Source organism: Streptomyces sp. O3 (assembly GCF_054788135.1).
Genome location: NZ_JBTVYK010000036.1, coordinates 31234 through 57591 on the forward strand (window position 1 = coordinate 31234; position 26358 = coordinate 57591).

Sequence of the window (26358 nt, forward strand, 5' to 3'; positions counted from 1 at the left end):
GGCGGCTTACGGGATCGGGCAGTTCAGGCCGCCTCTTTCCATGCTGTGGGACCTGGACGCCGAGACCATGGACGAGCTGTTCGGGACCGGGCTCAACGCCCTGAGGGAGTCCCTCGGCCTGCCGCCGGTGGCGCGCTTCCGCGGCCATGTCCTCACCGACCGGCCCTGGCTGGCCGCCGGCCCGGTCCTCAGCCCGTGGCGGGAACCGGCCGACGGCGCGACGACGGCCGCGAAACTACTGCTCGACCAGGCCGCCCGAGCGGCCTGACGTCACTCCGTCACACGGAAGTTGGCCATCATCGCCATGTCCTCGTGCTCCAGGTTGTGGCAGTGGAAGACGAACTTGCCGGTGTGGTCGTCGAAGCGGACCAGCAGGCTGAGCTTCTCGCGGGGCTGCATCCGCGCCGTGTCCTTCCAACCGACGTCCTCGGGCTTGAGGTTGGTGGAGGAACCGCGCTTGTACACCTGGAAGGGCGACAGGTGCAGATGGATGGGGTGATGCGTGGTGGAGGTGAACTCCCAGATCTCGATGTCGCCGCGCTTGACGTCGGCCCAGCTGCGGTCGGTGCTGAACGGATGGCCGTTGATCTTGTAGACGTTGTGGCCGTCCTCCCGGTGCCGGGCCAGCGTGAACGAGCGGGTGCGCACCGCCTTGGCCGGGTCGAGCCGCTCGACAGTGGAGAGCGTGGACGGCACGGAGGTGTCGTCCTCGGCCTTCTCCCCCACCACGAACTGCATGAGTTCGCCGGTGGACCCGGACCCGAGCCGGTTCTTCAGCGTGACCTTGGTGCCGGGTTCGTACGCGCTGAAGTCGACGAGCACGTCGAAGCGTTCACCGGGCGTCATATAGACGGAGTTCATCGCCTGCGGCTTGGCGAGCAGCCCGCCGTCGCCGCCGATCAGCGTGAACGGGTCGCCCGACGGCGGCTCCGGGTCCAGCCGCACCCGGTAGCGGCGGGCGTTGGAGGCGTTGAGCAGCCGCAGCCGGTGGCGGGCGCCCGGCACCTTGAGCTTCGGCCAGGGCACCCCGTTGACCAGGATGACGTCGCCGGTCATGCCGTTGTGCGCGTCGCCGGTGACGCCGGGCGTGGTCTTCAGGGTCGGGTCGATCGACGGGTAGGACAGCGAGCCGTCCTCCTCGAAGGCCCGGTCCATGATCATCACAGGGACGTCGCGGTCGCCCTTGGGCAGCGGCAGCGCGTCCTCCTCCTCGTCGTGCACCAGGTAGAACCCGGCGAGACCGCGCCAGACCTGCGGGCCGGTGAAGTCCATCCGGTGGTCGTGGTACCAGAGCGTGGTGGCCCGCTGGGCGTTCGGGTACGTGTAGTCCCTGCTGCCCTCGGTGGTCTCGCCGGTCATCTCCATGCCGCTGTGGTGCGCCGGGGCCGCCCAGCCCGACGTGGGCAGGATGAGGTCGGTAGGGTAACCGTCGCTCTCGGCCGGTGTGGTGCCGCCGTGCAGATGCGTGACGATCGGCACGGGCAGGTCGTTGCGGGTTCTGACGACCGCCGTACGGCCCCTGCGCACCTTGAAGGTGGGGCCGGGGAAGGTCCCGTTGTAGCTGAAGATCTCGGTCTGCAAGCCGGGCAATATCTCGACGCGGGCGGTGTGGGCCCGCACATCGAAGTAGTCGGTCGTGCCGTCCGACGAGGCCGGTTCGATCACCGGCGGCCGTCTGAAGTCCAGGCTGAAGCGCTCCGGGAGCTCCGCGCTCGTGGACTGGACCTCGCCTCCCCCACCGCTGTCGCAGGCGGCGACGGTGGCCGCCAGCAGTCCCGTCGAGGTGGCGCCGACGGCCCCGATGAAGCCGCGTCGCGAAAGAGTCATGTGTCCCTGTGTCTTCCTAGCCGACAAATCGACTGACCGACTGGCCGACTAACCGATGACGATGAGCGAACGGTCCAGCGTAGTCAGAAGCTGGTTGCCATCGGGCGTCACGACGAACGGATCCTCCACATGAACGCCGCCCAGGCCGAACTCATAGTACGGAGTCTCGGAGTTGACGACGGTGCCCGCCTCGATCACGTCCTGGTTGCCGGGGGTGATCAGCACCGGTTCGTAGATCTCCGCGCCGATGCCGTGACCCACGTGGTGCCTGCGGTAGTGCGGCACCCCGGCGTCCCGGACCGCCTCGACGGTCAGGTCGAACAGTTCGCCGCCCGTCATGCCCGGCTTCGCCGCCTCCAGCGCGGCCTGCTCACCGGCCAGCATCGCCTCGTACGTCGCGACCAGCCGGGGCGAGGGCTCACCGAAGCTGGCGGTCCGCGCGATGTCGGACCAGTAGCCCTGGTGGGTGCACCCCACGTCGAACCAGATGGAGTCGCCGCGCCGCAGCGGCGTGTCGGTCGGCCGGGTCTGTCCCAGCACCCCGTTCCGGCCGAACTTGATCAGCGTGAACCGGGGGCGGCCGCCCGCCCGTGCCACGGCCGTCTCGAACTCCCGCGTCATGTCCCGCTCGGTGACGCCTTCGGCGGCGATGCCCAGCGCGGCCCGGATGCCGGACTCGGCGATGGCCGCGGACTCGCCGATCCGGCGTACCTCCGCCTCGCTCTTGGCCTTGCGGACCTGCTGGAGGACGGCGGCCGCCGGGCGCACCTCGCTGCCCGGCAGCGCCTCGCCGAGCCGCTCCAGGAAGCCCAGCGGCGCGGCGTTCTCGTCCACGCCGATCCGCGCCCGGTCGTAACCGGCGTCGGTCAGCATCCGCACCAGGGCGGCCAGGGCGTCCGGGGCGGGCGGCGTGTCCACCCCGATCTCCCTGAACCGCTCCTCGCGGGAGGTGAGTTCGAGGCCGTCCGGCAGAATCCGGTGGAACGTCCCGTAGGCGACGACGCCGCTGAGCGCGGTGCTGGCGTCCAGGAACTGGTCCACGTCGCCGCTCGAACTCGCGAAGTACGGGGCGTCGGTGCGGTCCCGTGTCACCACCGCGAGGGCGCGGCTGCTGTAGGGGTGGTTCTGGCCGCCGACGCTGGAGATTCCCGTCAGATACAGGACGTTCTCAGCCGACGTGGCGACGAGCGCGTCGAGGCCCGCCTCGTCCAGGTGCCGCGCGAGGCGCTGTGCGCGCGAGTCCGCGCCGGTCACAGCGCCAGCCTCACCCGGTAGTGGTCCAGCCACATGTTCAGCTGAAGCATCAGCTCCACGTCGGCGCGGGCCATCCGGTCCTTGGTGAGCCGCTCCAGGCTGGCCGCGACCGCGCCGGTCGCCTCCACGTCCAGGATCTGCCGCACCGGCGCGCCCGGATCGGCGAGCACCGTCTTGATCGCCCGCTGGAGGTCGGCCGGGTAGTCGGGGTGGTGGGACACCGGGGACGCGCTGCGGTGCCGGTTGAGCACCGACTCGGGCAGCAGGTCGGCGACGGCCGCCCGCAGGATGCCCTTCTCGATGCCGCGGCGGTTGTGCATCTCGTTGGGGATGTTGTACGCGTACTGGACCAGCTCGGGGTGGTTGATCGGGGTGCGCAGCTGGAGTCCGGCCGCCGAGTAGGAGCCCGCGTCGATGCCGAAGCGGGTGTTCATGAGGTAGGCGACGCGCCGCATGTGGCGCTGCCACTCGTCCTCGTGGGGCAGGTACTCGACCTCGGCGACCGCGGTCGCGTACACGTCGCGGTAGTAGGTCTGGAAGTCGAGCGCCGCGAGCGCGTCGGCGTTGAACAGGCCGGTGCCGAAGCCGTTGGCCGCGCCGAACTTCTGGGCGAGCGCCACCCACGGGAAGGTGCCGGAGGTCACCAGGTCCTTGTGCGTGAACCAGGTCGCGCCCTGGAAGTACTTGTCGCCGCCGTACCCGGCGAAGACCACCTTGCAGCCCTCCTGCGCGGCGCGCTGCACCGTCAGATACTGGGCGGTGTCCATGTCGTACTGGCGCGTCGGGAAGTCCTTGGACTTGAGCATGCCGACCCGTACGACGGGGTCGAGGATGTCCCCGGTGTCCAGCTCGACCAGCGTGTGGTCGGCGCCCATGTGCGCGGCGACCTCCGCGGCGAACGGGGTGTCGTGCGTGCTGCGCATGACGTCCGCCTGGAACTGGCTGCTGCGGAAGTCGATGGTGAAGGTCCGCAGGCTGCCGGACTGCGAACGGGCCAGCGCGTCGGCGGCCAGGCCCGCGACGGCGGAGGAGTCCGCGCCGCCGGACAGCATCACCAGCATCTGCGACGGGTCGTCGGTGAGGTTGTCCTCGACGCTGCGCGCCAGGATCTCGCGGACCCGCGCGACGGTGGTGTCGTAGTCGTCGGTGTGCGGCTGGGTGCTGATGCCCCAGTACTTGGTGCGCTTGACGCCGTCGCGCCCGAAGCGGGCGATCTCCGCGGCGCCGATCCGGTCGAAGCCCGAGAAGATGCCGCCGTGCGGCAGCGCCTGGGACACCGCCTCGCGCAGCCCGGCCGCGTCGACGACCGGGTCCACCTCGGGGTGCGCGAGCAGCACCTTGCGCTCGGAGCCGAACACCACGCCGGTCGCGGTACGGGTCAGATACAGCGGCTGGCCGCCGAGGTGGTCGCGGGCGAGGATCATCTCCTCGGTGCGCCCGTCCCAGATCGCCACCGCCCAGGCGCCGTTCAGCCGGGGCAGGAAGTCCTGGCCCCACTCCCGGTAGGCGTACGCCACCAGGGCGGTGGGGCTCGCCGTCGCGGGCAGCCGCACCCCGGCCGCGGCCAGGTCGGCGCGTACGGCGGCGGTGCCGGTCGGCCAGCCGGTGACGCAGGCGACGATGTCGTGTCCGCTGGCGGGCAGCACATAGGGCTGCTCGTCCGCGGCGCCGTCCACATGCAGCAACCGGGCCCCGAGAGCGGCGTGTTCGCCGGTCCACACGGCCTCGCCGTCGGGCCCGCGCTGCGCCAGAGTGGATGCCAGCGCCGTGACCACCGGACGGTGCCTGCGCAGGTCCCTTTCAAAGTCGATCCATCCAACGAGCCCGGACACGCCGCCACCTCTCGTTCTACGCCAAAACCAGAAAGTCAGCCGCAGTCTTGGGCAGTTCGGTCGCGCGGCACACGCGCGGCGCTGGAGGCCCGGTCGACGCCCCGCCCGCGAGGCGGGTGCGACGTGGGCGGGGCGTGAGCGGGAGGGTGAGCGGGGCGTAGGCACGACGCGGGCGCGAACGATCCTCAAGCGGTTCTCCGCGCCGGGTGCGGACAGTTGCCGCGCCGTCCGGACGGACGCGCGGACTCCGAGGAGGCGTACGTGACCACCCAACCGACCGTGCCGCGCAGCTCCTGGCTCGCACTGGGCGCGGTCCTGCTCGCAGGTTTCCTGCACACCTTCGACGTGACGGTGGTGAGCATCGCGGCGCCGTCCATCCAGGACGGTCTTGGCGCGTCCGACGCGGACGTGCAGTGGCTGCTGGCCGGTTACAGCCTGTCCTTCGCGCTGGCCCTGGTCACCGCGGGCCGCCTGGGCGACGCCTTCGGGCGGCGGCCGCTGGCGCTGTGGGGCATCGTGGCCTTCACGCTGGCGTCGGCGCTGTGCGCGGCCGCGCCGAACCCGAGTGTGCTGATCGCCGCCCGAGTGTTCCAGGGCCTGTCGGCGGCGCTGCTCGCCCCGCAGATCGCCCCGGTGATCATTCTGCTGTTCCCCAAGGAGCGGCGCGGCGCGGCGTTCGGCGTACAGGCCGCCGTGATCGCCGCGGCCACCTGCGGCGGCCCCGTGATCGGCGGGCTGCTCGCGCACGCCGATGTGTTCGGCCTCGGCTGGCGCGCGGTGTTCCTGGTCAACCTGCCCATCGGGGCCGTCGCCCTGGTGCTGGCCGCGCGCTGGCTGCCCGCCGAGCGCTCCGGCGGGGCCCCGCGGCTGGACCTGGTCGGTGTGGCCGTGGCCACGGCCGGGCTGCTGCTGCTCCTGGTCCCGCTGGTGGAGGGCCGGGACTCGGGCGGCGGCCCGCTGCTGTTGCTGAGCCTCGCGGGCATCGCCGTACTCGCTCTGCTCGCCCCGCTCCAGCGCCGGGCCGAACGGGCCGGGCGCACCCCGCTGCTCGCGCCAGGGCTGTTCCGCGGTCGCGCCTTCCCGGCGGGCGCCGCGGTGAACTTCATGGTGCTGGGCGCGGTCGCCTCCTTCTTCCTGGTGTACGTCGTCCACCTCCAGGACGGTCTGGGCTTCAGCGCCAAGGAGACGGGGTTCACGCTGCTGCCCTTCGCCCTGTCCGCGGCGTTCGCCTCGGGCGCGTCGGTGCCGCTGACGGGCCGTCTGGGCCGTCCCATGCTGGAGTGCGGCGCGCTGCTGATGGCGCTGGGCACCGGGGTGCTGCTCTGGGTGACCCTCGCACAGGGCACGGGCCTGCGTCCGCTGCACATCCTGCCCGGCCTGGTGCTGTGCGGCGCGGGCATGGGCCTGCTGAGCCCGCCGCTGTACAACCTCACGCTCTCCGCGATGGCGCGCGGCGGCATCGGCTCGGCGAGCGGCGTGTTCTCCACCTTCGGCCAGGTCGGCAACGCCGTCGGGGTGGCGCTGGTGGGCTCGGTCTTCTACGCGGCCGGGGGCGGCGCCAGCGATTCGGTCACGGCGGTCGGCTGGGCGCTGGGCTGCCAGGTCGCCCTGTATCTGGCGGCGCTGACCCTGCTCCGGTTCGGCCTGCCCCGCCCGTCACGCCGCGCCACGGCCGCCGACGCCGACGCCGACTCCGGCTCCGACGCCAGCTCCGACGCCGTACCGGCCCCCGACGCCCGCGCCACGGTGCCGGAGCGCCTGCCGCGCTGACTCCGCCGCTGGCCTCGCTGCCCCCAGGGCCCGTCTCCCCCGCGAAGACCGGGGAAGACGGGCCCGCTCCTTGCCCGCGTGCCCCACGTACCCCAAGCAGCCCAGCAGCCCAGCAGCCCTGCGGTCACGCGGTCACGCGGGATCGCCCGGTCGGGGCCAGCCCCGTACCGAACGCGCGCCCGCGACCCAGGCGCGCGCACTCGGAGCGGACACGGCAGCAGAAAGGGCGCTGGCGGTGAAGGAGAGTCCTCCTTCACCGCCAGCGCCCTCGCGCGGCCCGGTGGGCTCAGCTCAGCTGGCCGCGCCCACCGGCTCGCCCACCGGCTCGCTCACCGGCGCGATGTGCCGGACCACTTCGGCGACGTTCATCCCTCCGCCCCTGCGGTACGGCTTGAGGCGGCTGCGGTGCACCCGGTGCCGCGCGCTGACCTCGAAGGCCCGGAACCGGCTCTCGTCGGTCCAGTCGCTGATCACCCAGTACACGCCCTCCTCCTCGGTGTCCCGTAGCAGCGTCTGCCCGAGGTTGTCCGGCTCCTGGGCGATGGCCTCGCCCACCTCCTGCCAGGTCCGCTCGAAGTCCCCGGCCGTCTCCGGGAAGATCTCCATCCGAAGGATCACCCTGTGCGTCACCGCTCCCCGTCCTTTCCCACTCCGCAGTCGTTCCCTCTGTCACTTCTGTCCGTGTTCACGGCTCAGCAGCCGCAGCAGCACCGCCCGCAGCGTGTTGCGGGCGAACACCGGCGCGTCGGCGCACCGCCAGGCGACCACGCCGTCGGGCCGCACCAGGACCGCGCCCTGCGCCGTCACCCCGTACAGCTCCGGCCAGCGGTCGTCCACATCGGCCAGCTCCGTGCCGATGCCGTACGTCACCAGCGGCAGCCCCAGCTCGTGCGAGACGGCGCGGGCCGCGTCCCGCCAGGCGCGGCTGTCGGGCCCGGTGAGCAGCACCGGCTCGGAGCCGAACAGGTCCAGGACGGACAGCTCGGCCCCGCCCCGGCGCAGCCACAGATGCGGGGCGCGGCTACCCGGACGCCCGTCGTTCTCGGCCGACCAGACGCCGTATCCGGGCAGCACGCCCTCGTCCCAGGGCGTCACGGCCGACGAGCGATAGCGCCAGGACAGCCACACCAGCGAGTCCTCGACGATCTCCGGGTCGACCGGCGGCCGCTCGTGCGGCGCGTCGACCAGCCGGGGCCGGTCCTTGGAGCGCAGCGCGGCCTGCTCGACGGTGGCCTGGCAGATCGGCTGGCGCTCCTCGTCGTAGCTGTCGAGCAGCGCGGGACCGGCCCACCCGTCGAGTACGGCGGCCAGCTTCCAGGCCAGGTTGTGCGCGTCCTGGATGCCGGTGCTGGAGCCGAAGCCGCCGCTGGGCGGCATCACATGTCCGGCGTCTCCGACCAGGAACACCCGCCCGTCACGGAACCGGTCCGCGGTCCTGGCCGCGCCCTCCCAGGGAGAGACGCTCAGGATGCGCGGGTCGAGGTCGGCCACCCCGGTGGCGGCCCGCACCAGTTCGGCGCACCGCTCGTCGGTGAAGGACTCCAGGTCCGTCGTCTCCGGGTCGTAGGCGATGTGCAGCAGCCATTCGGACGCGTTGTCCAGCGGCAGCAGCGCGCCGCGCACCCGCTCATTGAACGTGTAGCACAGCAGGAACCGGCGGTCGGCGAGCTGTTCGGTCAGGTCCGCGCGGAAGTGCACATTGACGTAGTGGCCGAACACCTCGCCGTCGAAGGGGATGCCGAGCGACTGGCGGATCTGGCTGTGCGCGCCGTCGGCGGCGACCAGATAGCGGGCCTTGAGGGTCCGCTCGGCGCCGGTGGCGCGGTCCCTGACGTGCGCGGTGACCTCTTCGCCCTCGGGGCCGTCCTGCTCGAAGCCGAGCAGTTCGGTGCCGAACCGCAGGGCGACGCCGAGCCGTTCGGCGCGGCCCCGCAGCACGTCCTCCAGTTCGCCCTGGTGGCACAGGCACCACCCGGTCGGCGTCAGCTGGCCCACGTCGGCGCCGACGTCCATCACGTATTTCTCGTCGAGCGCGCCCAGTTCGGTTCCGGTCAGCGAATCGGCCGCGATCACCCCGGAGTTGTCCGCGAGGAGACGGGCCGACGGCAGGGCGCGGATCTCCGGCTCGACCCCGGCGGCGCGCATCAGCTCCATGGCCCGCGGGTGGATGCCGCGGGCGCGGGGGTGGCCGGAGAGCTCGGGCTGCCGTTCGACCAGCAGGCAGTCCACGCCCTGCTGGGCGAGGAACACCGCGGTCGACAGACCGGCGATGCCCGCGCCGACCACCAGGACGTCGGTGTTCCGCAACGTGCTCCGGGTCGTGCTCAGCACGGCGTCACCTTCCTTGTGGCTGCTGGTGCTCGACGAGTACGGACGCGTCCTTGTCTCCGTCGCCCGCGGCCAGGACCTGCTCGAACCGCTCCCGCACCGCGCCCAGGACCGGCATCGCGGTGTCGTGTTCGGCGGCCGCCTCCATCGCGATCCGGATGTCCTTCTCCATCAACTCGGAGCGGAAGAAGGCCGGTTCGTAGCTGCGCTTGAGCATCAGATCGGCGCGGAACCGCATCACCAGGGAGCTGAAGCCGCTCGCCGAGACCACGCTGATCAGCTGGTCGCGGTCGAGTCCGGCCGCCGTGCCGTACGCGACGGCCTCGGAGAGCGCGGCGACCTGGGCCCCGAGCAACAGGTTGAGGATCAGCTTCAGACTGGTCGCGGCGCCGGGCTCGCCGACGTGGACGACCTCGCCGCCGATGGCGTCCAGCACCGGCCGGGTCGCGTACAGGTCCTCGGGGTCGCCCGAGACGAACACCCGCAGCTCGCCCTTGCGGGCCTGGAGCGGGTTGCCGACGACGCACGCCTCGACCCTGCGCATGCCCTTGTCGGCGAGCCGGGCGGCGGCCTCGCGGGCGTAGCCGGGGGAAACGGTGGAGGTGTCCACGATGACGGTGCCGGGCGCCAGCACCGGGAGCACCCGGTCGAACAGGATCTCCTCGACGGCCTTCTCGTCGCTGAGGCTGAGCATGACCAGGTCCTGGCCCGCCGCCGCGCGCTCCGGGGCGTCGGCGAGCTGCGCGCCCGCCGAGACGAGTGCGGACGCCTTGCTCGCGGTCCGGTTGTAGACGGTCAGCGCGTGCCCGGTGTCCAGCAGCCGCTGGGCCATGCCGCCGCCCATGTTGCCGAGGCCGATGAACGCCAACTGGCGCTTTGCCATGATGGTTTCTCTTCTCCGTGTCGCAGGGCTTCTTGGGGCTCGGAGCAGGCACGCCGAGCGGGCGCACGGTGCGCTCGGACACCGCGCTCAGTACGTGGGCTCAGTACGTGGGCTCAGTACGTGGCGTCGACTTCGTAGACGGCGAACGGGGAGCCGCTACGGTCGTCCCGGTACGGCCGCAGCGGGGCCGTGTCCTGGCGGTGGTCCGCCCCGGCCTCCCAGGTACGGAACGCGTCCAGCGACTCCCAGCGGCTCAGCACGGCGAGCGAGGTGGTGTCGAAGGGGCTGCGCAGCAGTTCGTTGCCGAGCATGCCGGGCACCTTCGCGAGCCGCTCGCTCACCTGGTGGTAGGCGTCCCGGACCGCGGCGAGCTGCTCCTCGTCGTACGCGGCCTGGTACACCACGACCCGGACCTCGCCGACACCCTCGCCCCCGCCCGCGCCCCCGTCCTTACCGGGCATCGGCGGCCGCCTTGCCGTCGATGCGGTGCAGCACCTCCATCACATGGAAGCTGCCGCCCTTGCGGAAGGGGTGCAGGGTGGCCCGGTGCTCCAGGTGGGCCGGGCTGTCCTCGAACGCGCGGAACTGCGGTTCGTCCACCCAGTCGCTGACGATGACGTACGTGTTGTCGGCGCCCGCCTCGCGGGACAGCGACTGGCCCAGGTTGGCCGGGTGGCCGGTGACGGCCTCGGTGCCCTCCAGCCACGCCTTCTCGAAGTCGGCCTCCCGGCCCGGCTCGATCTCCATGCGCAGCATCACGCGGAAGGTCATCAGGAGATCCCCCCGTCGACGCCGATGGTGTTGCCGGTGACGTACCGGGACAGGTCGCTGGCGAGCCAGAGCACCGCGCCCGCCACCTCGTCGGGGGTGCCGAGGCGGCCCAGGGCGGTCTTGGCGCCGTACCGCTCGGCCATCAGCTTGCGCTGGTCCTCGGGCAGGTTGTGGAAGTTCTCCGTCTCGATGACGCCGAGCGCGACGATGTTGAAGCGGATGCCCTGGGAGCCGAACTCCTTGGCGAGCGACCGGTTCAGGCCTTCCAGCGCGGCCTTGGTCGCGGTGTAGTGGGCGCGCAGCGGGACGCCCGCGCCGACCGCGCGGGAGCCGATGGAGACCACCGACGAGCCCTCGCCGAGCAGCGGCAGGGCGTTCTGGATGACCAGGTGGGAGCCGGTGACGTTGGTGTTCAGGATGCGCTGCCACTCCTCCAGCGGCAGTTCGCCGTACGGGATGTGGCTGATCGCGCCCGCGTTGTTGACGACCAGGTCGAGGCGCTCGCCGAACAGCTCGCGCACCTGGGTCAGCAGCCCGGCGACCTCCTCGGGCTGGGAGAGGTCGGCGCGCAGCACGTGGTGGTCGCCGCCGGTCTCCTTGAGCTCGCGCTCCAGCGAGGCGACGTACTCGCTGTCGCGCTGATAGCAGGTGACGACGTCGACGCCGGCACGGGCGAGGGCCAGGACGAGTCCCCGGCCGACGCCTCGGGTGCCGCCGGTGACCAGGGCCTTCTTGCCCTTGAGACCGAGATCCATGGAAATCCTCCGTAAAGTCAGACGTAAGGGCTAGAGCAGAAAGCCGAGCGCGGCGCAGTTGGCGACGAGCGCGGCGATGGTGAGCAGGCTGCGGCGGCGGTTCCAGGCGCCCCACTCGCGCCGGGGGTCCTGGAAGTCGTCGGGCAGGTCGTCCGGGTCGATCGTCCGCATCCACCGGTTGACCGGCGCGTTCTTGGTGACCGAGATCAGCGCGGTGGCCAGGGCGAGCACCGCCGCCACGGCGAACAGGGTCCGCGCCGCGCCGTCGGACTCGACCGCCGCCAGCACCACGTCCAGGGCGAAGGTGCCGACCAGGCAGATCGGCATCGCCGGGTCGTAGCGCTGCCCGAAGAACGCGTGCGCGTGGACGTACGGTCCGGTGGGCAGCGAGGCGAGATAGGGGAAGCCACCGAGCTGAGTACCGAAGAGGACCCCGGCGGCCAGCCCGTTGAGCAGCAGGAGCGCCGGGGCGAGATAGTTCAGCACGGGGTACTCCTCAGCGCACCAGCGCGCGCGCCGCGGCCTCGACCCGGTCCTTGATGAGGCCCATCTGCACCTTGGTGTTGCGGTTGAGGTGCTCGGTCATCGCGTCGTCGGTGGCGGGGGCGGCGGGCTTCATGTGGAAGTCCTGGACCCAGCGCATGCGCACGCCGCCGCTGGGCTCCTCGGTGTACTCCCAGTAGATGTTCATGAACTCGAACGGGCCGGTCTCCACGCGCTCGGCGCGCACCTGGCGGGTCGTCGGGTCGCTGGTGCGCTTCGAGACCCAGCTCCAGACGTTGCCGTCGTCGTCCGGGTGCATGGTGAGCCGGAAGACGACGGTGTCGCCGTCCCGCTCCAGCACCTCGGCCTTGGCGTACTCGCTGAACAGGTTCGGCCAGTTGGGGACGTCGTTGGTCATGTCCCAGACCACGTCCATGGGCGCGTCGATGACGATGTGGTTGTCGGTGTGTCCAGCCATGGGAACTCCTCGATGCCGGTGAGGTCGGATGGGTCGTCGGCCCGTGGGTCGTCGGCGCGTCGGCTCAGCGGCCCAGCACCAGGGCCGACGCGAAGCCGCCGTGTCCGCGCGCCAGGACCAAGGCGTGCCGCAGCGGCAGTTCCCGCGGCGCGTCGGTGACCAGGTCGATGGCGAGGCCGGGGGCGACTTCGCGGATGTGCGGGGTGTGCGGGATCACGCCGTCGCGCAGGGCGAGCAGGGCGGTCGCCGCGTCGAGCGGCGCGCCGCCGCCGTAGAGGCGTCCGGTGAGCGTCTTCGGCGCGGTGACGGGCACCCCGTTCGGCCCGAAGAGCGCGGCGATGGCCTCCGCCTCGTCGCGGTCGTCGGCGGGCACGCCGGAGGCGTCCGCGAAGACCACGTCGATGTCGGACGCGTCGAGCCCGGCGTCGGCGACGGCCTGCTCGGCCACCCGGCGCAGGGCGCGCGGCCGTCCCGACTCGGGGGCCGGGTCGAAACCGGCGGCGTAGCCGAGCACCCGGCCGTAACCGGAGCCGGAGCCGCGCTCCGCGGCCGCCGCGGCGTCCTCCACGACCAGGATCGCGCCGCCTTCGCCGGGCAGATAGCCGGTGGCCTCGGCGTCGAAGGGCAGATAGGCGCCCTGCGGGTCCTGGACGGTGGACAGCTTGCCCGTGCTGAGCTGCGCGGTCAGCCCGTACGGGCACAGCGAGGCGTCCGTGCCGCCGGTGACGACCAGCCGGGAGCCCTTGCCGAGCAGCCGCCTGGCCTGGCCGATGGCGTCCAGGCCGCCCGCCTGCTCGCAGGCGAGCACGCCGCACGGGCCGCGCATCTTGTGCCGGATGGACAGCTGCCCGGTGGTGGCGGCGTAGAACCAGGCGATGGACTGGTAGGCCCCCACCCAGCTCGGGTCGTTCTGGTAGAGCGCGGTCATCTCCTTCTGACCGAACTCGGTGCCGCCCGACGACGACGAGGTGACCACGGCCATCTCGTACTCGGGGATGGCCGCGACGTCGGCGCCGCAGTCCGCCAGCGCGGCCTCGCCCGCGGCCAGCGCGACATGCGTCCAGTGGTCGGTCTGCGCGATCAGACGGCTGGGCACCCGCTCGGCGGTGTCGAAGCCCGGCAGCTGCCCGGCGTACCGCACCGGGTACGACGACGGGTCGAAGCGCTCGATGCGCCCGATGCCGGACTTCCCGGCCAGCACCGCCGACCAGTGGTCTTCGACGCCGATGCCGGTGGGCGCGAAGATCCCGAGCCCCGTCACGACGGGGGCGCTCACGGCACTCATGGTCACTGTCCCCTTCCTGCGGCGGCGGCCGCGGCGGTGCCGGGCCTGGCGAGGACCATCGCGCTCTGGAAGCCGCCGAAGCCGCTGCCGACGGAGAGCACCGCGTCCATGGCGTGCTCCCGTGCGGTGACCGGGACGTAGTCCAGGTCGCAGAGCGGGTCCTTGGTCTTGAGGTTCGCCGTCGGCGGCACCACCTGGCGGTCGAGCGCCAGGGCGCAGGCGGCCACCTCGATCGAGCCGATCGCGCCCAGCGAGTGCCCGACCATCGACTTGATGGAGCTCACCGGCACGTCATAGGCGTGCTGCCCCAGGCTGCGCTTGAACGCGGCCGTCTCGTGACGGTCGTTCTGCTTGGTGCCCGAACCGTGCGCGTTGATGTAGTCGACGGCGGTCGGGTCCAGCTTCGCCTGGTCGAGCGCGACGGTGATGGCCTCGGCCATCTCCCGCCCGTCCGGCTTCAGTCCGGTCATGTGGTACGCGTTGCTGCGCCCGGCGAACCCGGCGATCTCCGCGTAGATGCGGGCCCCGCGCGCCAGCGCCGCCTCGCGCTCCTCGACCACCATGACGGCCGAGCCCTCGCCGAGTACGAAGCCGTCGCGGTCCCCGTCGAACGGCCTGGAGGCGTGCTCCGGGTCGGAGTTGTTCGGCGTGGTCGCCTTGATCGCGTCGAAGCAGGCGGAGGTGATCGGCGAGATCGGGGCGTCGGTCGCGCCGGTGATCATGACGTCGGCCGAGCCCTCCTCGATGAGCTGTGCCGCGTGCCCGATCGAGTCGAGGCCCGAGGTGCAGCCGGTGGACACCAGCGCGACCGGGCCCTCGGCCCCGGCCTCCCAGGCGACCTCCACCGCGAGCGTGGACGGCACCATGTAGCCGTACAGGTGCGGCACGCCGTACTCATGGTCGACGAGCCACTTCCGGCCGCTGTCGGAGAGCGTGACGTACTCCTCCTCCAGGCCCATGGTGCAGCCGACCGCGCTGCCCAGGGCGACCCCGACGCGTGCGGGGTCACCGGCGGACAGGTCGAGCCCGCTGTCCGCGAGGGCCTCCCGCGCGGAGACCACGGCGAACTGCGCGGCGCGGTCCATCCGCCGGATCTGGCGTGGCGTCAGCCCCGCGGCCGCCGGGTCGAAGTCCGCCTCGGCGGCGACCTGCGAGCGGAACTCCGACGCGTCGAACAGGGAGATCCGACGGGTCGCGGTGCGCCCTTCGGACAGCGTGTTCCAGAACGCCTCACGGCCCACACCGCCCGGCACGACCGCGCCGATGCCGGTGATGACGGCGCGTCGGGTCACCGCGCACCACCGACGTCGGGGTTGGGCTGCTCGGGGTGCTGGGCCTGCTCGGTGTCGACGTGGCCGAGCTCGGGGCGCGGCGCGAGCGGCGACAGGTGGAAGGCGCAACGGGCGGTGATCTCACCGGTGTTGACCAGGCGGTGGCGCACTCCGATCGGCACCAGCAGCGAGTCGCCCGCGCCGAGCGCGACGACGTCGCGGCCGTCCAGCGTCATCTCCAGGGTGCCGTCGATGACGTGCAGGAACTCCTCGGAGTACGGGTGGTAGTGCTCGGTCACCCAGTCGCCGGGCTCCAGCGTCATGACGCCGCCGAAGCCGGAGGTGCAGCCCACGCTCTTGGGGCTGAGGGTGGTGCGGATGTCTCCGCCGCGCTTGGTGTTGGCCTCGACGTCGTCGGAGGCCACCTTCACGGTTCGGGTGATGGCGGTGGTCACTGGATCCGCCCTCCGTCCTTGGTCCACACGTAGAAGGGGTCGGCCATCGCGTCCTTGGGCTCTTTCCAGTCCGGGTCGTAGGGCTCCACGCACTCGGCGAGCTTGGTGTTGATGTCGTCGTACAGCGGGTGGCTACGGGCCCGGTAGAGATTGGGACCGATGTCCTCGTCGGCCTCGACCAGGTGGAAGTAGAGGCCATGGAACTTGAAAAGGGTCCGGCGCGTGACGCCGATCATGTGCGGCAGGTCGCTCGAGTCGGACTCCTCGAAGATCCGCGCGATGTCGTCGGCCTTGTCCGGACGGAGCTTGGCGACGATCAGGGTGCGATGCACGTGGTTCCTCCCAACGGGGTCGGGGACGCGAGGGAACGTCTCACCGCGATCTGGAGGTCCGCTCGAACACGTCTCAGGCGAGGCCGGTTCGAGCACGGCCCGAGGCACACCCGTTGTGCTGGCCGGACGCCCCCGGCGGGGGCGCTCCTTCGACACGGGTCAGAAAGGGCACGACCACATGCCGTTCGCAGCCATCACGTACGACATCAAGCCGGGTTACGAGAAGGAGCTCACCGAGATCTTCGGCAACTTCCGCCGCGTCAAGAGCAGCCAGGTAGAAGACGCCTCAGGCCAGCAGGCGGGCACCATCCTGGCGACCGCGGTCTTCCTGCGCGACGACACCCTGGTCCGGGTCATCGAGTACACCGGCGACCTGGAGGCCGTGGCCCGCCACATGGCGTCCCAGCCGGGCGTACGCGAGGTCGAGCGCAAACTGAAGCCCTACCTGACCAAGCCCCGCGACACCGACACGGTCGAGGGCTTCGTGGCCACCTTCCAGCGCAGCCTCCTCAACACGGTCGCCCAGATCTCGGTACGCGACGCACCCGCAGCGGCATAAGACGCCGCCCCTGCCCCGTCGCTCTCGGCGACGGGGCAGGGGCAGCGGGGGGTATGGCCAATCGGGGCGGGCGCGGTCAGAGCGGCAGGTCGTCGGGCAGCACCCGGAACGCCTTGTACCGGCCGAGCGGCCGTACGGCTCGGAAGTCACGGCGGTCGACAGTGAGAACGGCGTCGGTGTCGTAGTCGCCGGCGAGGGCCACGTTCACGGCGTCCGCCAAGTCCAGGTCGAGATCCCGGTACCGGGCGCGCACGGACCGGGCCGCCCCCAGGTGGTCCCCCGTGACCTCGGGGACGACGATCACACGACGGACCCGGCCCCGGACCCGGCCCCGGTCTCTCGACGCACGGCGTCAGCGACGGCGTCCCGCACCTCACCCTGGGAAAGCGCGTGGGGCACGCTACGGTTCAGCCCTTGGCCTGGCCGCCTCGGAGGTATTCCCCGCTTGACGCCGTCATACGGTCAACTATGCCGTGCCGCTCGATCACGAATATACGCCAGCAGACCGTGCCGAGCAGAAGCACCAGGCAACTGACGCGATTCCGCCACAGCATGACGATTTCAACTACCGGCGGATACTCGCCGTTCTCCAGCCGGCCCGATGCGTCACACTCACCCCGCTGGCTAACGTCCCTCCCTGGCATGCCAGTTCGCGAAAACCCGCAGCGACGCCAGGAGGGGCACGTGAGCAAACTCAGCACGCTGAAAAGATCGTTAGCCCTCGGTAGCGCGACGATCGCGCTCGCAAGCACCAGCGCTCTCGGTACAGCACACGCCGCCGGCGGGGAGAGCGACACCTCGTCGCCGGCCGCTGCGGGCTCGGGCAGCGGCAGCATATCGGCGCTGGGGCTGCCCGGCTGTATGGACCTCATCGTGGACGGCAGGACCGTACGCGTCTACAACTGGTGCTCCACCACGAAGTACGTGAAGATCTACTGGGCATACGCCTCTGATACGTCCTGCACAGGAGTGAAGCCGAACTACGTGTTCACGAGCAAGCGGTCTTGGCCTGCGAGGTTCGACAAGGCGGATACCTGCGCCTGATCGTGCCCGCAATACGGCGGGGAGAGGCTCGGGCTTCTCCCCGCCGTACTGTGCTGTGCTGCTATTCCCTCGTCTTCCCTCGTCTTCTCTCCGAAATCTCCAGGAGGGTGAACCAACCGGCGCGGTCGGCACGACGAAGGGGTGTGACGTCGATGCATGGGGACGATCCTCCGGAGCCGGATCTGGTCGCTGCTGTCGCCGACGGGGACCGGCTGGCCTTCGAGGCGCTGTACCGCCGGTACGCGCCGTGGCTGATCGCCCGGCTCCAGTACCGATGCGCCGACGCCGCCCAACTCGACGACGTGGTGCAGGAGACCTTCTTAGCGGTTTGGCGACGGTGCGCCGACGGGCGGCAGCCCGAGGTGCGTGACATCGCGGGCTGGCTGTGGCGGATCGCCTCCCGGCGTCTGGTGGACGCGTCACGATCCGGCGGCGGCCAGGAGCGACTGCATCTGGCTCTACGCCGATTGCGTGGTCGCCCTGAGCCTTCCGTGGAGGAACAGGTCCTCTCGGAGGTCGGGTACGGCGACCTGTCCGACGCGCTGGCCCGGCTGTCCCCCGACCTGCGAGCCGTGGTGCAGGCCACCGTACTGGACGGCCTGTCGACCAACGAGGCGGCGGCCAGGCTGCGGATTCCGCCGGGCACGGTCAAGACCCGCGCGATGCGGGCCCGGAAGCGGCTACGTGAGGACCTCGAAACCGAAAGGAGGGATCGCTGATGCGCGACGGCCACCCCGTGCACCCTGCGAATGAGGTACTGCGGCGGTACGCCCGCGGCGAGCTGCCGCCCGGACCCCGAGAAGCGCTCGAACCCCACCTGGACGCCTGCGCGAACTGCGTCGGCCGCTTAGCCCACGCCGTGGAACCGGTCGCACTCGACCGGATCTGGAAGCACCTCGACGAAGCAATCGACATGCCCGTCCCAGGTCGGCTGGAGCGACTGCTGCTGCGCGTGGGCGTGCCGGGCCACGTGGCCCGGCTCATGGCCGCCACACCCGCACTGCGCACATCCTGGCTGTGCGGGGCCGCCCTGATTCTGTTGTTCACCGCACTCGCCGCGCGGCTGGTCGGCCCAGCCGACGCGCATCTGGTCTTCCTGGGAATCGCCCCGCTGCTGCCGGTCGCGGGCGTCGCCCTGTCCTTCGGCCGCCGGTGGGATCCGGCTCATGACATCGGTCTGGTCGCCCCGATGAGCTCGCTCCGCCTGGTCCTCACTCGTTCCGCCGTGGTGCTGGGCACCTGCGTGCCGCTGTCCGCCGCCGCTGCCCTCGCGCTCCCCCGGCTGGGGCTCGCGGCCTTCAGCTGGTTACTGCCCTCCTGCGCCCTGACGGCCCTGACCATCGCCCTGTCCGCGCGCCTGGACCGGGTGGCGGCCGCCGGTGTGACCGGTGTCGGCTGGCTGGTCGCTCTCGCGCTCACGCAGCAGGCGCAGGCAGTCGCCTCCGCTGGGGGGCAGGCGGCCGTCGCGGGTGTCCTCCTGGCCTCCGTAGCCGTGATGGCCGTGCTCCGATCCGACTTCGATGTGGAAAAGGTGACCCGCCGATGACCACTGCTACGTCCTCCGTGGCCGTCCGCGACCTGACGGTCCGGTACCGCAGCACCTTGGCCGTGAACAACGTCTCCATGGCCTTTCAGCCAGGCATCACCGGGCTCCTCGGCCCCAACGGGGCAGGCAAGACGACGCTGCTGCGCGTCCTGGCCACGGCGTTGCCCCCGGACAGCGGCGAGATCGAGGTACTGGGACTCGACCCCCGCCAGGCGCAGCAGCGTACGGAGATCCGGCGCCGGCTCGGCTATCTCCCGCAGTCGCCGGGCTTCCACCCGCACTTCACCGCCTTCGAGTTCGTCGACTACGTCGCCATCCTCCGAGAGATCACCGACCGCCGGGAACGGCACCAGGAGGTACGAAGGGTGCTGTCCGCGGTCGGCCTGAGCGATGAAAGGGGCAAGAAGACCAAATCGCTCTCCGGCGGCATGCGTCAGCGTCTGGCCCTGGCCGCGTCGCTGCTGGGGAATCCACGACTGCTGGTCCTGGACGAGCCCACGGTCGGTCTTGACCCCGAGCAGCGGCTGCGATTCCGTGAGCTGGTAGCCGACCTGGGCGCCGACCGCACCGTCCTGCTCTCCACACACCAGACCGAAGACGTCACCGCGCTGTGCGGTCGGGTCGTCGTCCTCGACCACGGATCGCTGAAGTTCAACGGAGCGCCAGAGGAACTGAGCAAGGTAGCGGAGGGCAGGGTCTGGCTGAGCCGGCAGCGCAGCCCGCAGGCGATCGCGGGCTGGCTCACGGGCCGCGGCGCCTACCGCAACATCGGCACCCCGCCCGCCGGGGCCGAACTGGCGCCCCCGACCCTCGAAGACGGCTATCTCCTCCTCCTCGACACGGTGCCCGAGTTCAGCCAGGAGGTACCCGCGGCATGACGACCACCACGCGCTCGGACGCCACCCCCGCACGGGGCGCGGCGCGGCCTCGGGTCGCACGGCCGACGACCATGTCCGTCCTGGCCCTCACCCTCTTCGAGACGCGTCGGCTTCTTCGGCACCCAGCGCTGCTGGCCGCTCTCGCCGCGTACGCGGCCCAATGGATCCACACCGCCGCCACATCCTCGGACCGCTACCCCGTACTGCATGACGAGGCCCGATTCGGGCAGGTCCCGCTGCTCTTCCTGGCCGTCGGCACGTTCCTCGCCGTCCACCTCTCCGTCCTGCGCCCCGCGCGGGACGGAACCGCGGAGGCGTACAGCGTTCTGGTGGTGGCACCGTGGCGGCGGACCACCGCCCATCTGCTGTCCGTGCTCCCCGCCGCAGCCGTTGCCGGGGCCCTGGCCGGTGCCCGGATCGGATACCTCGCCGCTCAGCCCGGAGCCGTCGGCGGGCCGAGCGTGGGCGAGATGGCCACCGGGCCGCTCGTGGTCCTCTTGGCCGGGGTGCTCGCCGTGTGCCTGGCCCGCTTCGCTTCCTCCGTCGCCGCCGGGCTCCTCGTCCTCGCCGCGCTTGGCGTGCTCACCGTGGCCGGTGCTCTGAACGGCTCCGCGCGATGGCGCTGGCTGGCGCCGATCGCCTTCGAGGACGAGTTCCTGCCCCCGCTCCCCAGCAACCTGCTGTACCGCCCCGCTGGCCTGCATCTCGCGTACCTCCTTGGCGTGACCGCTGCCTTGGGCGTCCTTTCGCTGCTGCGCGCCGGGTTGCGCGGACGGCTCGTCCAGGCGGCGCTGGCGGCGGCTCTGGTGAGCGTCGTGGCCACCGCCGCAGGACAGTTACGTCCGCTGCCGAACGCGGTGGCCACGGCTCGGGACACGGCCGCGACGGAACCCGCCGCCGTGCAAGAGTGCTCAACCATCAGGGCGGTGACCTACTGCGCCTTCCCCGAGTTCATCGACCGGCGCGCACAGTGGTCCGAAGTCGCCGATCGCATCCTCGACCGCCTGCCCTCTTCGGCACGGAGCGGCCACTACTTCGTACGACAGCACATCGACCCGGCGGTCTTCGCGTCCGGGGGCGTGGTGCCGCCCGCGCCCGTGAACCGGTGGGCCGCGGACGACCAGAACGCCCGCACCCCGGACGCGGTGGTCGCGGGAACCGAATGGGGCCAGGGAAGCGACAGCGCGCACACCGCCACCATCGGTTTCGCCGCGGCCTTCGCCCATCGCGCCGTCGCCGGTGACCCCGCCACCGCCACCGCCGTGACGAAGGTGTGCGGCGCCCGAGGAGTCGTCGTCCTCTGGCTGGCGGCGCAGGCAACCCCCGAGACGAAGTCCGCCCTGCGCTCCCACGCCTCCCGCAGTTACGGCGGGCTGACCACCTTCTCCCCGTTGAACGCCAACGTCGGCTTGGTCGTGGACCGCAACGCGGTCGATCTGGCACTCGCCCTCATCGACCAGCCCACGACCCGGACCGCGTCGGAGATCAAGCAGTCGTGGCGCACGCTCACCGACGCCGACACCAGCCTCGAACAGGCCGCCGAGATCCTCGGCGGCCCCGCCCCGCGAGCCGCCGCGGAAGGAACCGCGCCATGCTGAGGCCGGCACGGGTGCTGCCCTCCCTGGTACGCCCGGAGCTGCGGGCCGCACGCACCCTGCCGCTGCTCTGCGGGGCCGTCTGCGCCGTCGTAGTGGCCGCCGTTCCCCTCGTGTCCTCAACGCGTCCGGGGGTCGAAGCCGCCGCGGTACTCCTGCGAGTCTCCGCGGTGTTCGGCGTCATCGGCCTGGCTTTCCTGTTCGACGATCCCGCAGCGCGCAGCACAACGGTCGCCCCCGTCACCTGCCGCGCTCGACGCGCCATCCGGCTAGCCGCGGGTTTCCTGGTCCTGACCGGAGGCTGGGGCGTCGCGGCGAGCCTGACCCGCACAGCGATGTCCGACCGCCAATCGTTGCCGATCGCGGCGCTGGCCCAGGAAACGAGCACCCTCGCGCTGCTCACGGTGCTGCTCGCCCTGCTCGGCCTTCGGGTCACGGGCGGCCAGTCAGGCAGCACACTGGCCGCGCCTGGGCTCGCGGTACTCCTGGCGGTCCTGCTCGCGCTGCCCCAGGACGCGGCGCTCTTCGTCAGTCCCACCGATGCGGGGTGGCATGACGCGGTGGCCCGCTGGCGCTTCCTCGGCATCGGCGCGGGCGTCGGCTGCTGCCTGCTGCTGATGCGCACACAGTCGGCGAAGCCCGTCCTGCGGCGAGCTCGCAACGCCGCACCCAAGGCCCCGGATACGAGGCCGCACCACCGCGCACGCGCGTGAGAGCACACACAGCACAACGCAGCGCAGCGCGCGAGGCCGGAAGGAGACTCCGGGGCGGGCGCGGTCAGAGCGGCAGGTCGTCGGGCAGCACCCGAAACGCCTTGTACCGGCCGAGCGGCCGTACGGCTCGGAAGTCACGGCGGTCGACAGTGAGAACGGCGTCGGTGTCGTAGTCGCCGGCGAGGGCCACGTTCACGGCGTCCGCCAAGTCCAGGTCGAGATCCCGGTACCGGGCGCGCACGGACCGGGCCGCCCCCAGGTGGTCCCCCGTGACCTCGGGGACGACGATCACACGACGGACCCGGCCCCGGACCCGGCCCCGGTCTCTCGACGCACGGCGTCAGCGACGGCGTCCCGCACCTCACCCTTGCCGGGCGTACGGCCGGACCCCTCGAAGGTGCGGGAGAAAAGAGGCTCGTCCCAGACACGGTCGGACGGGGTGGCTACCACAGAGTCCGCTCCTCGGATTCGGGTGCGGTGGGCTGGCCGGGCATGCCCGGCGGGACCGCGCGGGCGGCCAGGGCCTCGAAGCTGTCGTAGTGGACGGCGAGGCGGCCCAGCAGGAGGGCGGTGGCGTGGGCGTCGTATCCGGCGCGGTGCCGAGCCCCGGTGACCCCGTCCAGGTCGATACCGGTGTGTGTGAGGAGAGCGTCCAGGCCGAAGCCTTTGTGCCCAGTGAACGTGGCCTTCGCCAGACGGAGGGTGTCGAGCACCCCGAGAGGCCGCCAGGCGGGCAGGTGGCGAGTCAGGACGCCGTACTCGACGCTGGCGGAGTGCGCGGCGATCCACGCCCCGTCCAGCACGTCGGCGACCTCGTCGGCGGCCTGCCCCCAGGTGGGCGCGTCGGCCACCATGGCGTTCGTGATGCCGTGGATACGGGAGATCCTGTCCGGGATCGGCACGGGTGGCCGGATCAGCCACGACCGGGCCGAACCGGACACGGGCTGACCGTCGGCGAACGGGACAGCGGCGACTTCCACCAGGTCGGGCGGGCTGGCGCCGTTCCCTTCGACATCGACAACGTAGAAGGGGCAAGGCCAGGTGGTGAAGTTCACGGCGTCGGGGTTCCGTTCTCGCCGTTCCAGCCGATCTCGGCGCGGCCGTGACGACGCTGGCGGTGGGGATGGGCACGGTCGTGGACCTGGAAACCGTAGCCGTGCTGCATGTAGTAGCGGGGCTGTTCGGACAGGCCCTCGGTGAGGATCGCCCGATCGGTGATCTCCACGGGCCCGGTTGCCCCCAGTTCCGTCGCGAGCCGGTCAGCATCCGCGAAGGCCGGGGCCTTCCACGCCGCCGCGCAGAGATCGACCTGCCGCTTGGGACAGATGTCGCACAACTCCTTGATGCCGTAGTGCCCGTTATAGTCAGCCAGGCCGTGCGCGTAGGCGACCGCACAGGACGTCTTACGGAACAGCGGCCCCCACGGCTCCTCACTGTCGGACGGTCTGCGGAACAGGTCCAGGATCCGGGCCTCCAGCTCCTGCGGCAGGATCTTCCGCCGCGCGGTGTTCGTGTACGGCGCCGGGAGGCCGTTGTCGCGGTAGTAGGCGGCGATCTCGTCGCGGAAGAACAAGCCGGTGAACACCGTCGCGTGCGCGTCCTCGGACAGGGTCTTGGCGTTGCCCAGGTGGACGTCGGTGTCGTTCAAGCCCGGCACGATCGGCCGCCAGTACAGGACCGTGCGGTACCGCACGGCGTGCTGACGCAGGGTCTTGAGACTGGTCGCGGCGATCCGGGAGTCCACCGGTTCGATGCCGGGGTGGTCGATGCCGGAGTAGGTCACCAGCACCGTCACCCGGATGTTCCGGAAGGAGTTGAGGGCAGCGCAGTCTTCTGGATCGACGCGCCATCGGGTGATGACGAGGACGTGGTTGGTCAGACCCTGCTCGTCCAGGAGGCGCAGCGTGTTGAACGTGTGCGGTTTGACGACCGGCAGCATCGGGTCGGTGGCCTTGTTGAAGACCTGGACCGGAGTGACGTGCGGCCGGAAGTACCGGTGGCCAATGAGAGCCTTCACCGCTTGGTCGTCCGGCATGACCGCCCGCGGTGTCTTCATCCCGAAATTGGCGTAGCGCTCCAGGTGGCGAATGCAGTACCCGCAGTCCAGCGGGCAGCCGACCACATGGTTCAGGGACAGGCCGGACTTGCGGTACTCGACGACGTCGGCCAGCTCAGGCTTGAGGCCGCTGAACTGCCACTCGGTCAGTAATGGCAGGAACCGGCGGCGTACTTCCGGAGTGTTCACGGCTGGGATCTCCTCAGCGTCGGCGGGCCGGATCGTGCTCGGTCTGATGGGCTTTGCGCCCACCCAGGGGCGCGGCGTGGATCGTGGGAGTGGTCCCCGCCAGGAGGGCGGGACGGGAGGGTGCGGGCGGCTCGGTATCTGGCACCGACACGGAGACCCCGTCCGCCTGGGGGGCTCATCGCGGCCTCTCGCGAAATCGAAGCTGCTGGACGAACGTGCCCCCTGTGGCCCGGTCGTGAACGCAGCGGGTGTATGCCTCGCCGGGTTTGATGGCGTGGTCGCAGCGGCGGCAGATCACGGCTGTACCTCCGCGTACTCGGCCAGCCAGCGCGCGTACCGTGCCAGGCTGTGAACCTGTAGCGCGGCCGACCGCAGTCCCGCCCCCAGGCCGTTCATGAGAGCGTGCCGCGCGCCGTCGAGAACACGCTGCTGGCCATACCACTGCGGGCCACCGCGATACAGCTTGTCGGTCCGCTGCTGCACGATCGGCACGAGGCGGCGCAGCTCCGCACGCAGCAACTCGTCGAGTTCAACCAAGCGTTCGTATGGGGGCAGGACGCCCGTCGCGTCCAGGCCCTCGGCGATGATCTCGACCATGGCTCTGGGGGACGTTGAGGTTCTGGTTTCGGGGGTGGTGGTCATGTGCGGCTCCCCGCTGGTCTCGGCTCTGGTGTGCCCAGACAAACGCAGAACCCGCCGAGCCGCCCCAGGCGCATGCGGCACGCGCTGCGGATATGCGGAACCTGAATACGCATGCGACTCGGCCCGCTACCGTGGGTACCCCTTCGGCACCCCCGTCGTCGCACCTGGGACCGGATATGGCGCAGTCACCACACCAGCACACCACCGGCGAAGCCATCGCAGCCGCCCGGCGCGAACGTGGGTGGACCCAAGAGCAACTCGCTGACGTGTGCGGATTCAGTCAGTCGACTATCAGCCGCTTGGAACGTGGCCGCCAGTCCGCACGGGACATGGACGTCCTCGCCATGGTCGCCGAGCGTCTCGGCCTCCGTCGCTCTGCTGTCGGGCTGGCCGACGAGCCCACACACCATGCGGAGCTGGGCTCTTCGGCCAGCCGACGTCAGTTACTTGGCGCAGCGGTCAGTCTCGGCGTAGCCGCGGGAACGGGTACGCGTGAACGCCCCGTGAACCCCGCCGTCGTCGGCCACCTCCGCAGCCTGCGCGCCACACTCGTACAATCTGACAGCCTGTACGGTCCGTGCTGTGTCATAGGCGCAGTACGTGACCACCTCGCCGTCATCCAGCGGCAGCTCCTCCCCGTCGCCAAGGGAAATCTGCACTCCCAGCTGCTTCAAGCGGCGGCGGAGTGGGCTGAGTTCGCGGGATGGCTCCATGAGGACCTCGGACAGGTCGACACGGGGCTGTGGTGGTCCGACCGCGCCATGGAATGGGCGCAGGAGGCGGACGACCCGCTGAGGCAGGCATTCATTCTGATGCGCAAGGCGCAGCAATCGGTGGGCCTGATGCAAGAACAGCGGGCCATTGGACTCGCCTCTGCCGCGCTGCGTGTCCGCGGTGATGTACCGGCACGCGTCCGAGGCTCCGCCTACCTGCAACAAGCGCACGGTCACTCCCTCGCCAAGGAGGACGCTGCGGCGTTCCGCGCCCTCGACGCGGCGTACGGCCTCATCGTGAACGAGCGGGATGCTCCCACCGACGACCTTGGCGGCTACTGCGTGGTCTCTTACGCCGACGCTCAACGGGCGGCGGTGAACATGCGCCTGGGCAAACCGGACAAGGCCGTGGCTACCTACCAGAAGGCTCTGCTCGACTGGCCCGACGCCTACCAGCGCGAACGGGGCCTGCACCTGGCACGGCTCGCCAACGCGTACGCCGCTAACCGCTGTCCGGACGCGGCCTGCGGCACCGCGCTGGAGGCCCTGGAGATCACCCGTGAGACCGAATCACGGCGCACCAGATCGGAGCTGCGGAAGGTCATCACCGTCTTGGCTCCATGGCGGCGCACACCGATGGTGCGTGAACTGTCAGAGGCGATCGCAACCGTGTGACTAGGCTCCGCGGTAACAACCACC

At 71.1% G+C, this 26358-nt stretch carries 29 protein-coding genes and 2 pseudogenes; 10 read left to right on the forward strand and 21 right to left on the reverse strand.

The genetic code is table 11. The features are described 5' to 3' along the window. The first annotated feature begins 40 nt into the window (after positions 1 to 40). Entirely contained in the window at positions 41 to 268 is a 228-nt protein-coding gene (locus ACX6XY_RS19120) for a hypothetical protein (protein ID WP_460332126.1), read from the forward strand. A gap of 2 nt (positions 269 to 270) precedes the next feature. Here the strand turns inward: ACX6XY_RS19120 and ACX6XY_RS19125 are convergent, their stop codons facing one another. From ACX6XY_RS19125 to asnB, 3 genes are read right to left on the reverse strand one after another with little or no spacing between them, the layout of a single operon-like run. Beyond that, on the reverse strand, positions 271 to 1827 hold the full coding sequence (locus tag ACX6XY_RS19125; protein ID WP_460332128.1) for a multicopper oxidase family protein: 1557 nt from the start codon (positions 1825 to 1827) through the stop codon (positions 271 to 273). 48 nt (positions 1828 to 1875) lie between these two features. Beyond that, positions 1876 to 3081 (reverse strand): M24 family metallopeptidase, encoded by a 1206-nt coding sequence (locus ACX6XY_RS19130; protein WP_460332130.1) that lies wholly within the window; start codon positions 3079 to 3081, stop codon positions 1876 to 1878. Further along, positions 3078 to 4913 (reverse strand): asparagine synthase (glutamine-hydrolyzing), encoded by a 1836-nt coding sequence (asnB, locus tag ACX6XY_RS19135; protein WP_460332132.1) that lies wholly within the window; start codon positions 4911 to 4913, stop codon positions 3078 to 3080. Before asnB ends, ACX6XY_RS19130 begins: the two co-directional genes overlap by 4 nt. 261 nt (positions 4914 to 5174) lie before the next feature. On the opposite strand from asnB, the gene ACX6XY_RS19140 reads away from it, so the two are divergent. Then, positions 5175 to 6683: an MFS transporter gene (locus ACX6XY_RS19140; protein WP_460332134.1), complete on the forward strand. Its 1509-nt coding sequence runs from the start codon at positions 5175 to 5177 to the stop codon at positions 6681 to 6683. A 291-nt stretch (positions 6684 to 6974) separates the two neighbouring features. Here ACX6XY_RS19140 and ACX6XY_RS19145 read toward each other — a convergent pair whose 3' ends face one another. The 12 genes from ACX6XY_RS19145 to ACX6XY_RS19200 all read right to left on the reverse strand — a co-directional run bounded on the left by ACX6XY_RS19145 (position 6975) and on the right by ACX6XY_RS19200 (position 15724). Next, on the reverse strand, positions 6975 to 7313 hold the full coding sequence (locus ACX6XY_RS19145; protein WP_460332136.1) for an antibiotic biosynthesis monooxygenase family protein: 339 nt from the start codon (positions 7311 to 7313) through the stop codon (positions 6975 to 6977). Between the two features lie 39 nt (positions 7314 to 7352). After that, complete coding sequence (locus tag ACX6XY_RS19150; protein WP_460332138.1) at positions 7353 to 9014, reverse strand: FAD-dependent oxidoreductase; 1662 nt, start codon at positions 9012 to 9014, stop codon at positions 7353 to 7355. A 4-nt stretch (positions 9015 to 9018) separates the two neighbouring features. After that, positions 9019 to 9894, reverse strand: a complete 876-nt coding sequence (locus ACX6XY_RS19155; protein ID WP_460332140.1) for an NAD(P)-dependent oxidoreductase — start codon at positions 9892 to 9894, stop codon at positions 9019 to 9021. Positions 9895 to 10007: 113 nt separating this feature from the next. Next, the gene (locus ACX6XY_RS19160; RefSeq protein ID WP_460332142.1) at positions 10008 to 10355 is read right to left on the reverse strand and encodes an antibiotic biosynthesis monooxygenase family protein; all 348 of its coding nucleotides are present in this window, start codon (positions 10353 to 10355) and stop codon (positions 10008 to 10010) included. After that, on the reverse strand, positions 10345 to 10665 hold the full coding sequence (locus tag ACX6XY_RS19165) for an antibiotic biosynthesis monooxygenase family protein (RefSeq protein ID WP_460332144.1): 321 nt from the start codon (positions 10663 to 10665) through the stop codon (positions 10345 to 10347). The genes ACX6XY_RS19160 and ACX6XY_RS19165 overlap by 11 nt, the downstream gene beginning before the upstream one ends. Beyond that, on the reverse strand, positions 10665 to 11420 hold the full coding sequence (locus tag ACX6XY_RS19170) for an SDR family NAD(P)-dependent oxidoreductase (RefSeq protein ID WP_460332146.1): 756 nt from the start codon (positions 11418 to 11420) through the stop codon (positions 10665 to 10667). The genes ACX6XY_RS19165 and ACX6XY_RS19170 overlap by 1 nt, the downstream gene beginning before the upstream one ends. Before the next feature lie 30 nt (positions 11421 to 11450). Next, positions 11451 to 11906, reverse strand: a complete 456-nt coding sequence (locus ACX6XY_RS19175; protein WP_460332147.1) for an anthrone oxygenase family protein — start codon at positions 11904 to 11906, stop codon at positions 11451 to 11453. 10 nt (positions 11907 to 11916) lie between these two features. Then, complete coding sequence (locus tag ACX6XY_RS19180; protein WP_460332149.1) at positions 11917 to 12381, reverse strand: SRPBCC family protein; 465 nt, start codon at positions 12379 to 12381, stop codon at positions 11917 to 11919. 64 nt (positions 12382 to 12445) lie between these two features. After that, a complete protein-coding gene (locus ACX6XY_RS19185; RefSeq protein WP_460332151.1) occupies positions 12446 to 13666 on the reverse strand; it encodes a ketosynthase chain-length factor in 1221 nt (406 codons plus the stop codon). 2 nt (positions 13667 to 13668) lie between these two features. Beyond that, the gene (locus ACX6XY_RS19190; protein WP_460332153.1) at positions 13669 to 14958 is read right to left on the reverse strand and encodes a beta-ketoacyl-[acyl-carrier-protein] synthase family protein; all 1290 of its coding nucleotides are present in this window, start codon (positions 14956 to 14958) and stop codon (positions 13669 to 13671) included. After that, on the reverse strand, positions 14955 to 15392 hold the full coding sequence (locus tag ACX6XY_RS19195; protein WP_460332154.1) for a cupin domain-containing protein: 438 nt from the start codon (positions 15390 to 15392) through the stop codon (positions 14955 to 14957). Before ACX6XY_RS19195 ends, ACX6XY_RS19190 begins: the two co-directional genes overlap by 4 nt. Further along, positions 15389 to 15724 carry a TcmI family type II polyketide cyclase gene (locus tag ACX6XY_RS19200; protein ID WP_460332155.1) on the reverse strand — a complete coding sequence of 112 codons (336 nt, stop codon included), beginning with the start codon at positions 15722 to 15724 and terminating at the stop codon, positions 15389 to 15391. The genes ACX6XY_RS19195 and ACX6XY_RS19200 overlap by 4 nt, the downstream gene beginning before the upstream one ends. A 178-nt stretch (positions 15725 to 15902) precedes the next feature. Between ACX6XY_RS19200 and ACX6XY_RS19205 the strand changes: the two genes are divergently transcribed. Next, entirely contained in the window at positions 15903 to 16283 is a 381-nt protein-coding gene (locus tag ACX6XY_RS19205) for a SchA/CurD-like domain-containing protein (protein ID WP_460332157.1), read from the forward strand. Between the two features lie 76 nt (positions 16284 to 16359). On the opposite strand, the pseudogene ACX6XY_RS19210 reads toward ACX6XY_RS19205, so the two are convergent. Further along, positions 16360 to 16605: pseudogene (locus ACX6XY_RS19210) on the reverse strand (PIN domain-containing protein); the annotation flags it as partial. A gap of 362 nt (positions 16606 to 16967) precedes the next feature. Here ACX6XY_RS19210 and ACX6XY_RS19215 point away from each other — a divergent pair. The 6 genes from ACX6XY_RS19215 to ACX6XY_RS19240 all read left to right on the forward strand — a co-directional run bounded on the left by ACX6XY_RS19215 (position 16968) and on the right by ACX6XY_RS19240 (position 22059). Further along, positions 16968 to 17327, forward strand: coding sequence for a hypothetical protein (locus tag ACX6XY_RS19215; RefSeq protein WP_460332159.1), 360 nt, complete (start codon positions 16968 to 16970; stop codon positions 17325 to 17327). A gap of 152 nt (positions 17328 to 17479) precedes the next feature. Next, positions 17480 to 18046 carry an RNA polymerase sigma factor gene (locus ACX6XY_RS19220; protein ID WP_460332161.1) on the forward strand — a complete coding sequence of 189 codons (567 nt, stop codon included), beginning with the start codon at positions 17480 to 17482 and terminating at the stop codon, positions 18044 to 18046. After that, positions 18046 to 18873, forward strand: coding sequence for a zf-HC2 domain-containing protein (locus ACX6XY_RS19225; RefSeq protein ID WP_460332163.1), 828 nt, complete (start codon positions 18046 to 18048; stop codon positions 18871 to 18873). Before ACX6XY_RS19220 ends, ACX6XY_RS19225 begins: the two co-directional genes overlap by 1 nt. Then, the gene (locus ACX6XY_RS19230; RefSeq protein WP_460332165.1) at positions 18870 to 19751 is read left to right on the forward strand and encodes an ABC transporter ATP-binding protein; all 882 of its coding nucleotides are present in this window, start codon (positions 18870 to 18872) and stop codon (positions 19749 to 19751) included. Before ACX6XY_RS19225 ends, ACX6XY_RS19230 begins: the two co-directional genes overlap by 4 nt. Then, positions 19748 to 21349, forward strand: coding sequence for an ABC transporter permease (locus ACX6XY_RS19235; RefSeq protein WP_460332167.1), 1602 nt, complete (start codon positions 19748 to 19750; stop codon positions 21347 to 21349). Before ACX6XY_RS19230 ends, ACX6XY_RS19235 begins: the two co-directional genes overlap by 4 nt. Continuing rightward, positions 21343 to 22059: a hypothetical protein gene (locus tag ACX6XY_RS19240; protein WP_460332169.1), complete on the forward strand. Its 717-nt coding sequence runs from the start codon at positions 21343 to 21345 to the stop codon at positions 22057 to 22059. The genes ACX6XY_RS19235 and ACX6XY_RS19240 overlap by 7 nt, the downstream gene beginning before the upstream one ends. A 64-nt stretch (positions 22060 to 22123) precedes the next feature. Here ACX6XY_RS19240 and ACX6XY_RS19245 read toward each other — a convergent pair. The 5 genes and pseudogenes from ACX6XY_RS19245 to ACX6XY_RS19265 form a co-directional block, all read right to left on the reverse strand. Then, positions 22124 to 22369: pseudogene (locus ACX6XY_RS19245) on the reverse strand (PIN domain-containing protein); the annotation flags it as partial. Beyond that, positions 22348 to 22509: a hypothetical protein gene (locus ACX6XY_RS19250; protein ID WP_460332223.1), complete on the reverse strand. Its 162-nt coding sequence runs from the start codon at positions 22507 to 22509 to the stop codon at positions 22348 to 22350. The pseudogene ACX6XY_RS19245 and the gene ACX6XY_RS19250, both read right to left, overlap by 22 nt. Continuing rightward, positions 22503 to 23114 (reverse strand): 3'-5' exonuclease, encoded by a 612-nt coding sequence (locus ACX6XY_RS19255; RefSeq protein WP_460332170.1) that lies wholly within the window; start codon positions 23112 to 23114, stop codon positions 22503 to 22505. Before ACX6XY_RS19255 ends, ACX6XY_RS19250 begins: the two co-directional genes overlap by 7 nt. After that, entirely contained in the window at positions 23111 to 24304 is a 1194-nt protein-coding gene (locus tag ACX6XY_RS19260) for a radical SAM protein (protein WP_460332172.1), read from the reverse strand. Before ACX6XY_RS19260 ends, ACX6XY_RS19255 begins: the two co-directional genes overlap by 4 nt. Positions 24305 to 24598: 294 nt before the next feature. Continuing rightward, positions 24599 to 24946 (reverse strand): DUF6415 family natural product biosynthesis protein, encoded by a 348-nt coding sequence (locus tag ACX6XY_RS19265; protein WP_460332174.1) that lies wholly within the window; start codon positions 24944 to 24946, stop codon positions 24599 to 24601. 176 nt (positions 24947 to 25122) lie between these two features. On the opposite strand from ACX6XY_RS19265, the gene ACX6XY_RS19270 reads away from it, so the two are divergent. Beyond that, a complete protein-coding gene (locus tag ACX6XY_RS19270) occupies positions 25123 to 26334 on the forward strand; it encodes a helix-turn-helix domain-containing protein (RefSeq protein WP_460332176.1) in 1212 nt (403 codons plus the stop codon). The last annotated feature ends 24 nt before the right edge of the window (positions 26335 to 26358 follow it).

Coding starts and splice junctions, on each gene's coding strand:
- ACX6XY_RS19120 (WP_460332126.1), top strand. CDS start 41: ATGCTGTGGGACCTGGACGCCGAGACCATGGACGAGCTGTTCGGGACC.
- ACX6XY_RS19125 (WP_460332128.1), bottom strand. CDS start 1,827: ATGACTCTTTCGCGACGCGGCTTCATCGGGGCCGTCGGCGCCACCTCG.
- ACX6XY_RS19155 (WP_460332140.1), bottom strand. CDS start 9,894: ATGGCAAAGCGCCAGTTGGCGTTCATCGGCCTCGGCAACATGGGCGGC.
- ACX6XY_RS19160 (WP_460332142.1), bottom strand. CDS start 10,355: ATGCCCGGTAAGGACGGGGGCGCGGGCGGGGGCGAGGGTGTCGGCGAG.
- ACX6XY_RS19165 (WP_460332144.1), bottom strand. CDS start 10,665: ATGACCTTCCGCGTGATGCTGCGCATGGAGATCGAGCCGGGCCGGGAG.
- ACX6XY_RS19170 (WP_460332146.1), bottom strand. CDS start 11,420: ATGGATCTCGGTCTCAAGGGCAAGAAGGCCCTGGTCACCGGCGGCACC.
- ACX6XY_RS19180 (WP_460332149.1), bottom strand. CDS start 12,381: ATGGCTGGACACACCGACAACCACATCGTCATCGACGCGCCCATGGAC.
- ACX6XY_RS19185 (WP_460332151.1), bottom strand. CDS start 13,666: ATGAGTGCCGTGAGCGCCCCCGTCGTGACGGGGCTCGGGATCTTCGCG.
- ACX6XY_RS19205 (WP_460332157.1), top strand. CDS start 15,903: ATGCCGTTCGCAGCCATCACGTACGACATCAAGCCGGGTTACGAGAAG.
- ACX6XY_RS19220 (WP_460332161.1), top strand. CDS start 17,480: ATGCATGGGGACGATCCTCCGGAGCCGGATCTGGTCGCTGCTGTCGCC.
- ACX6XY_RS19225 (WP_460332163.1), top strand. CDS start 18,046: ATGCGCGACGGCCACCCCGTGCACCCTGCGAATGAGGTACTGCGGCGG.
- ACX6XY_RS19230 (WP_460332165.1), top strand. CDS start 18,870: ATGACCACTGCTACGTCCTCCGTGGCCGTCCGCGACCTGACGGTCCGG.
- ACX6XY_RS19235 (WP_460332167.1), top strand. CDS start 19,748: ATGACGACCACCACGCGCTCGGACGCCACCCCCGCACGGGGCGCGGCG.
- ACX6XY_RS19240 (WP_460332169.1), top strand. CDS start 21,343: ATGCTGAGGCCGGCACGGGTGCTGCCCTCCCTGGTACGCCCGGAGCTG.
- ACX6XY_RS19265 (WP_460332174.1), bottom strand. CDS start 24,946: ATGACCACCACCCCCGAAACCAGAACCTCAACGTCCCCCAGAGCCATG.
- ACX6XY_RS19270 (WP_460332176.1), top strand. CDS start 25,123: ATGGCGCAGTCACCACACCAGCACACCACCGGCGAAGCCATCGCAGCC.